Below are 6576 nucleotides of genomic sequence, written 5' to 3'. Positions count from 1 at the left end.
TTCGGACTTGATCCATCGACCTGAAAGTTTGCGTCGAACTCAGGTTTTAAAAAGCATGAAAATCGGCTCCCTTTCCCCTCGCCCCCCTGGGGGCGGTCCGACGTTTCGGGAGGGCTGGGGTGAGGGGGAAAAGATCTCCAGCCTTACCCAAAAAAAACCAACAACCACAATCAAAAAAGCCCCCCACCAATCACTCGGTGGAGGGCTTTTGTGCATCAGCAGCCGTCAGATCAAACCTTGACGATCCAGCCCGCTGGCGCTTCGATGTCGCCGGTCTGCACGCCAGTCAGCTCTTTGTAGAGCTTCTGTGTCACCGGGCCGACTTCGGTTTCGCTGTGGAACACATGCAGATGGTCGTTATAGCTGATTCCACCGATCGGGGTGATCACCGCAGCCGTACCGCAAGCGCCGGCTTCCTTGAAGTCCGACAGTTTGTCGATCAGCACGTCGCCTTCAACCACTTCCAGGCCCAGACGCGATTTCGCCAGTTCGATCAGCGACAGGCGGGTGATGCCTGGCAGAACCGACGGCGAGTTCGGGGTGATGAACTTGTTGTCGTGGGTGATCCCGAAGAAGTTGGCCGAGCCGACTTCTTCGATCTTGGTGTGGGTCATCGGATCCAGATAGATCGCGTCGGCGAAGTTGGCTTTCTTCGCTTTCGAGCCCGGCATCAGGCTGGCCGCGTAGTTGCCACCGACCTTGGCAGCGCCGGTGCCTTGTGGGGCGGCGCGGTCGTAGCTGGAGATCTGGAAGTTGTGCGGGGTCAGGCCGCCCTTGAAGTAGGCGCCGACCGGGATGCAGAAGATCGAGAAGATGAACTCGGGTGCAGTGCGCACGCCGATGTTGTCACCCACGCCGATCACGAACGGACGCAGGTACAGCGCGCCGCCGGTGCCGTATGGCGGAATGAAGCGCTCGTTGGCACGCACCACTTCTTTACACGCTTCGATGAACTGCTCGGTGTCGACCGTTGGCATCAGCAGACGCGCGCAGCTGCGTTGCATGCGCAGGGCGTTCTGGTCCGGGCGGAACAGGTTGATCGAGCCGTCCTTGCAACGATAGGCCTTCATGCCTTCGAAGCACTGCTGGCCATAGTGAAGGGCAGTCGAGCCTTCGCTGATGTGCAGCACGTTATCTTCGGTCAGGGTGCCTTTGTCCCACTCGCCATCGCGAAAGTACGACAGATAGCGTTTGTCGGTCTTGATGTAGTCAAAACCCAGCTTGTCCCAATTGATGCTTTCGTTACCCATGACACCCTCTATCACTGAACAACCGCCGAAACGGTTCAAGGCTTCTGACGTTTTTTGGATGGGCACAACAATACTTCATTCTTGAGCGGTTTCGCAGCCGGAATTAGCTCCACTGATCGTTCCCACGCTTGATCGTTCCTACGCTCTGCGTGGGAATGCCTCATCGGACGCTCCGCGTTCGGCTTTTGGGACGCAGAGCGTCCCCGGCTGCATTCCCACGCAGAGCGTGGGAACGATCAACGCAGCTACAGGTGCAACGCATGCCCGAGGGCACGCAACGCCGCTTCCTGCACCGCTTCACCCAAAGTCGGATGCGCATGAATGGTGCCGCCGATGTCCTCCAGCCGCGCGCCCATTTCCAGGCTTTGCGCAAACGCCGTCGACAGCTCGGAAACACCTACGCCCACCGCTTGCCAGCCGACAATCACATGGTTATCCCGACGAGCGACCACCCGCACGAAGCCGCTTTTCGATTCCAGCGTCATCGCCCGGCCATTGGCGGCGAACGGGAAACTGGAAACAATGCAGTCCAGACCCGCAGCCTTGGCCTCGTCAGGCGTCTTGCCGACCACCACCAGTTCCGGATCGGTGAAGCACACCGCAGCAATGGCTGTCGGGCTGAACTCACGGGTTTTGCCGCTGATCAACTCGGCAACCATCTCACCCTGAGCCATGGCGCGGTGGGCCAGCATCGGTTCGCCGCTCAAATCGCCAATCGCGTAGACGTTACGCATGCTGGTCTGGCAGCGGCTGTCGATCTTGATCGCCGAACCGTTCATGTCCAGATTCAGCGCTTCGAGGTTCCAGCCCTGCGTGTTCGGTTTGCGACCAACGGCGACCAGCACCTGATCGGTTTCCAGATTCAGGGTTTCGCCTTCTGGATCGCGCACCTGCAAAGTACCGTCGAATCCCAGCACGCTGTGTTTGAGGTACAGCTTCACGCCCAGCTGCTTCAGCGCGTCATGCACCGGTTGCGTCAGTTCTGCGTCGTAGGCCGGCAGGATGCGATCCTGCGCCTCGACCACACTGACCTCGGCGCCAAGCTTGCGATAAGCAATGCCCAGTTCCAGACCAATGTAACCGCCACCCACCACGACCAGGCGTTTTGGCACGGATGTCGGCGCCAGTGCTTCGGTGGAAGAGATGATCGGCCCGCCAATCGGCAGGATCGGCAGATTGACGCTGGTCGAACCGGTGGCCAGCACCAAGTGCTCGCACTGGATGCGCGTGTCGCCAACGTCAACGGTTTTGCCGTCGATGACTTTGGCCCAGCCGTTGATGACCTGAACCTTGTTCTTTTTCAGCAAGGCAGCGACGCCGGTGGTCAGGCGATCAACGATGCCGTCCTTCCACTCGACGCTTTTGCTGATGTCGAGGCTCGGCGCGGAAACGCTGATGCCCAGCGCCGAATGCTGACTGTGATGCTGGGTCTGGTGAAACTGTTCAGCCACGTGAATCAGCGCTTTCGATGGGATGCAGCCGATGTTCAGGCAGGTGCCGCCCAGCGATTGGCCTTCGACCAGAATGGTCGGGATGCCCAGTTGCCCGGCGCGGATTGCCGTTACATAACCGCCGGGGCCGCCGCCGATGATCAGCAGCGTAGTGTTCAGAGATTGCATGCGCGCCTTACTCCACAAACAAAGTGGCAGGTTGTTCGATCAAGCCACGAATGGCCTGGATGAAGAGCGCCGCGTCCATGCCATCGACCACGCGGTGATCGAAGGAGCTGGAGAGGTTCATCATTTTGCGGATCACCACCTGGCCTTTGACGACCATCGGCCGTTCGACGATTTTGTTCACACCGACGATCGCCACTTCCGGCAGGTTCAGCACCGGCGTGCTAACGATGCCGCCCAGCGCACCGAGGCTGGTCAGGGTGATGGTCGAGCCGGACAGCTCATCGCGGCTGGCCTTGCCATTGCGTGCGGCGTTAGCCAAACGGGAAATTTCCGTGGCGCTGTCCCACAGGCTGCGCGCCTCGGCGTGGCGGACCACCGGCACCATCAGGCCGATATCGCTTTGCGTGGCGACGCCGACATGCACCGCACCGAGGCGAGTGATGACTTGGGCTTCGTCGTCGTAGCGGGCGTTCATCTGCGGGAAGTCGCGCAGGGCGACGACCAGGGCGCGGACGAGGAACGGCAGCAAGGTCAACTTGCCACGGCTGGCGCCGTGTTTTTCATTCAAATGCGCGCGCAGTTCCTCGATGGCAGTGACGTCGATTTCTTCGACATAGCTGAAGTGTGCGGCACGCTGGGTGGCGTCCTGCATACGCTGGGCGATCTTGCGGCGCATGCCGATCACTTGAATCTGTTCTTCGTCGTTGCGCTGGGCGTACGCGGCGGCAACCGGTGCCGAGGCGTTCGACTGACCTTGCGCGAGATAAGCCTCAAGGTCTTCGTGCAACACACGACCGGCCGGGCCGGAACCGCGTACCAGACGCAACTGTATACCCAGATCCAGCGCATGTTTGCGCACGGCCGGGGAGGCCAGCGGACGCTCGTCTGCTTCGCGGGCAACCATCGGGCCTTGGCAAACTGCAGCGGGACGTGATGCGGCAGCAGGTTTGCTTTCCACCACGGCTTCAACTTTCGGCGCCGCAGGCGCTTCTTTGACGGGGGCAGGCGCGGCCGATTCTTTTAGATTGCCGGCACCTTCAACCTCGATGCTGATCAGCACACTGCCAACCGCCATCACTTCACCCGGCTGACCACCGAGGGCAATCACCTTGCCGTGGACCGGCGACGGAATATCAACCATGGCCTTGTCGGTCATCACATCCGCCAGCACCTGATCTTCAACGACCAGATCGCCAACCTTGACGTGCCACTGCGACAGTTCTACTTCTGCGATGCCTTCGCCGATGTCCGGCATCTTGATAACGTGCGTGCCCATTCAGACCTCCATGACCCGTTTCAACGCCGCACCCACTCGGGACGGCCCTGGGAAATACGCCCACTCTTGCGCGTGCGGGTAAGGGGTGTCCCAACCGGTGACGCGTTCGATCGGCGCTTCCAGGTGATGGAAGCAATGCTCTTGCACCAGCGACACCAGTTCGGCGCCGAAACCGCAGGTGCGGGTGGCTTCGTGAACCACCACGCAACGACCGGTTTTCTTCACCGATTTGACGATGGTTTCCAGGTCCAGCGGCCACAGGCTGCGCAGGTCGATGACTTCGGCATCCACGCCGGATTCTTCGGCAGCGACTTGCGAGACGTAAACGGTGGTGCCGTAGGTCAGCACGGTCACGTCCTTGCCCGGACGGGTGATCGCGGCAACGTCCAGCGGCACGGTGTAATAACCGTCCGGAACCTGGGCTTGCGGGTGTTTCGACCACGGGGTTACCGGGCGGTCGTGGTGACCGTCGAACGGGCCGTTGTACAGGCGTTTCGGCTCAAGGAAGATCACCGGGTCATCGTTTTCGATGGAGGCGATCAGCAAGCCTTTGGCGTCATACGGGTTGGACGGCATGACCGTGCGCAGACCACAAACCTGAGTGAACATCGCCTCGATGCTCTGGCTGTGGGTCTGGCCGCCGTAGATGCCGCCGCCGCAAGGCATGCGCAGGGTCATCGGCGCGGTGAACTCGCCTGCCGAGCGATAACGCAGGCGCGCCGCTTCGGAAATGATCTGGTCGGAAGCCGGATAGACGTAGTCGGCGAACTGAATCTCGGCGACCGGACGCAAACCGTAGGCACCCATGCCGACAGCCACACCGACGATGCCGCTTTCCGAGATTGGTGCGTCGAATACCCGCGAGGTGCCGTATTTGGTTTGAAGGCCTTCGGTGCAACGGAACACACCGCCGAAGTAACCGACGTCCTGACCGAACACGACGACGTTGTCATCACGCTCAAGCATCACATCCATGGCCGAGCGCAGGGCCTGGATCATGGTCATGGTGGTCGTGGTCATGGCGGTTTCCAACTGAATATTGTTGTTGTGGTCGTTCATGTCAGATCCCCAACTGCTGACGCTGGCGCTTCAAGTGCTCCGGCATCTCTTTGTAGACGTCTTCGAACATGGTCGCGGCGCTTGGAATCTGGCCGCCGGCCAGGGTGCCGTACTGTTCGGCCTGTTTCTGCGCGGCAATCACTTCGGCTTCGAGCTCGGCGCTGACGGCTGCGTGCTCTTCGTCCGACCAGTGGCCGACCTTGATCAGGTGCTGCTTGAGGCGCGCAATCGGGTCACCGAGCGGGAAGTGGCTCCAGTCATCGGCCGGGCGATATTTCGACGGATCGTCGGAGGTCGAGTGCGGACCGGCGCGGTAGGTGACCCATTCGATCATGGTCGGGCCGAGGTTGCGGCGCGCGCGTTCAGCCGCCCAGGCAGAGGCCGCGTATACGGCGTAGAAGTCGTTGCCATCCACGCGCAGCGAGGCGATGCCGCAACCGACGCCGCGTCCGGCGAAGGTGGTGGCTTCACCACCGGCAATGGCCTGGAAGGTCGAAATCGCCCATTGGTTGTTGACCACATTGAGGATCACCGGCGCGCGATAAACGTGGGCGAAGGTGAGGGCGGTGTGGAAGTCCGATTCGGCGGTGGCGCCGTCACCGATCCACGCCGAGGCGATTTTGGTGTCGCCTTTGATCGCGGAAGCCATGCCCCAGCCCACGCCTTGAATGAACTGGGTGGCGAGGTTGCCGGAGATGGTGAAGAACCCGGCGTCCTTGACCGAGTACATGATCGGCAACTGGCGGCCCTTGAGCGGATCGCGCTCGTTGGACAGCAATTGGCAGATCAGGTCGACCAATGGCACATCGCGGGCCATCAGGATGCTTTGTTGGCGGTAGGTCGGGAAGCACATGTCGTCGATGTTCAACGCCAGCGCCTGAGCACTGCCGATGGCTTCTTCGCCGAGGCTTTGCATGTAGAACGACATTTTTTTCTGACGCTGGGCGACCACCATGCGGTTGTCGTAGATCCGCGTCTTGAGCATGGCGCGCATGCCCTTGCGCAGAATCTCGACCGGCACGTTCTCAGCCCATGGGCCGAGAGCGTTGCCCTGATCGTCGAGCACGCGAATCAGCCCACGGGCCAGGTCGGCAGTGTCGGCAGGTTCAACGTCGATGGAAGGTTTGCGCACCGTGCCTGCGTCGGTCAGATGCAGGTACGAAAAGTCGGTTTTGCAGCCTGGGCGGCCCGAGGGTTCAGGGACGTGCAGGCGTAGCGGTTCATACGCTTGGGTCATGGCTTCTACGCTCGATCTTGTGAATTTCTTGTAGTGAGCTGGCAGTCATTCCTCGGTAGAAGAAATCTTGTCCTACAACAATCATAGGCCCGGGCAAGAAGAATATTTATCTCTGTTTCATTGCGCTGGAGATCA

6 protein-coding genes are annotated in these 6576 nt (G+C 60.6%); 1 reads left to right on the top strand and 5 read right to left on the bottom strand.

Going from position 1 to position 6576, the window contains the following annotated elements; genetic code table 11:
• Positions 1–241 (top strand): hypothetical protein (locus L8H52_RS25415; protein WP_242209275.1); only part of this gene is annotated, 241 nt, incomplete at its 5' end.
• On the opposite strand, the gene L8H52_RS25410 is transcribed toward L8H52_RS25415, so the two are convergent.
• From L8H52_RS25410 to L8H52_RS25390, 5 genes are all read right to left on the bottom strand, one after another.
• Positions 231–1250, bottom strand: a complete 1020-nt coding sequence (locus L8H52_RS25410) for a branched-chain amino acid aminotransferase (protein ID WP_053121443.1) — start codon at positions 1248–1250, stop codon at positions 231–233. The two genes, L8H52_RS25415 and L8H52_RS25410, sit on opposite strands and share 11 nt — an antisense overlap.
• A 245-nt stretch (positions 1251–1495) precedes the next feature.
• Positions 1496–2869: a dihydrolipoyl dehydrogenase gene (gene lpdA, locus L8H52_RS25405; protein WP_242209274.1), complete on the bottom strand. Its 1374-nt coding sequence runs from the start codon at positions 2867–2869 to the stop codon at positions 1496–1498.
• Between the two features lie 7 nt (positions 2870–2876).
• Entirely contained in the window at positions 2877–4145 is a 1269-nt protein-coding gene (locus L8H52_RS25400; protein ID WP_242209273.1) for a dihydrolipoamide acetyltransferase family protein, read from the bottom strand.
• Positions 4146–5204: an alpha-ketoacid dehydrogenase subunit beta gene (locus L8H52_RS25395; RefSeq protein WP_003224000.1), complete on the bottom strand. Its 1059-nt coding sequence runs from the start codon at positions 5202–5204 to the stop codon at positions 4146–4148. It lies immediately after the preceding gene.
• A 1-nt stretch (position 5205) separates the two neighbouring features.
• On the bottom strand, positions 5206–6441 hold the full coding sequence (locus L8H52_RS25390) for a 3-methyl-2-oxobutanoate dehydrogenase (2-methylpropanoyl-transferring) subunit alpha (protein WP_242209272.1): 1236 nt from the start codon (positions 6439–6441) through the stop codon (positions 5206–5208).
• Positions 6442–6576: the final 135 nt, after the last annotated feature.

The organism is Pseudomonas sp. CROZ-RG-20F-R04-15 (assembly GCF_022662375.1).
In the GTDB taxonomy this organism is placed as follows: domain Bacteria; phylum Pseudomonadota; class Gammaproteobacteria; order Pseudomonadales; family Pseudomonadaceae; genus Aquipseudomonas.
The sequence above is the reverse complement of the archived record's forward strand: the minus strand, read 5'-3'. Positions and strand labels throughout refer to the sequence as shown.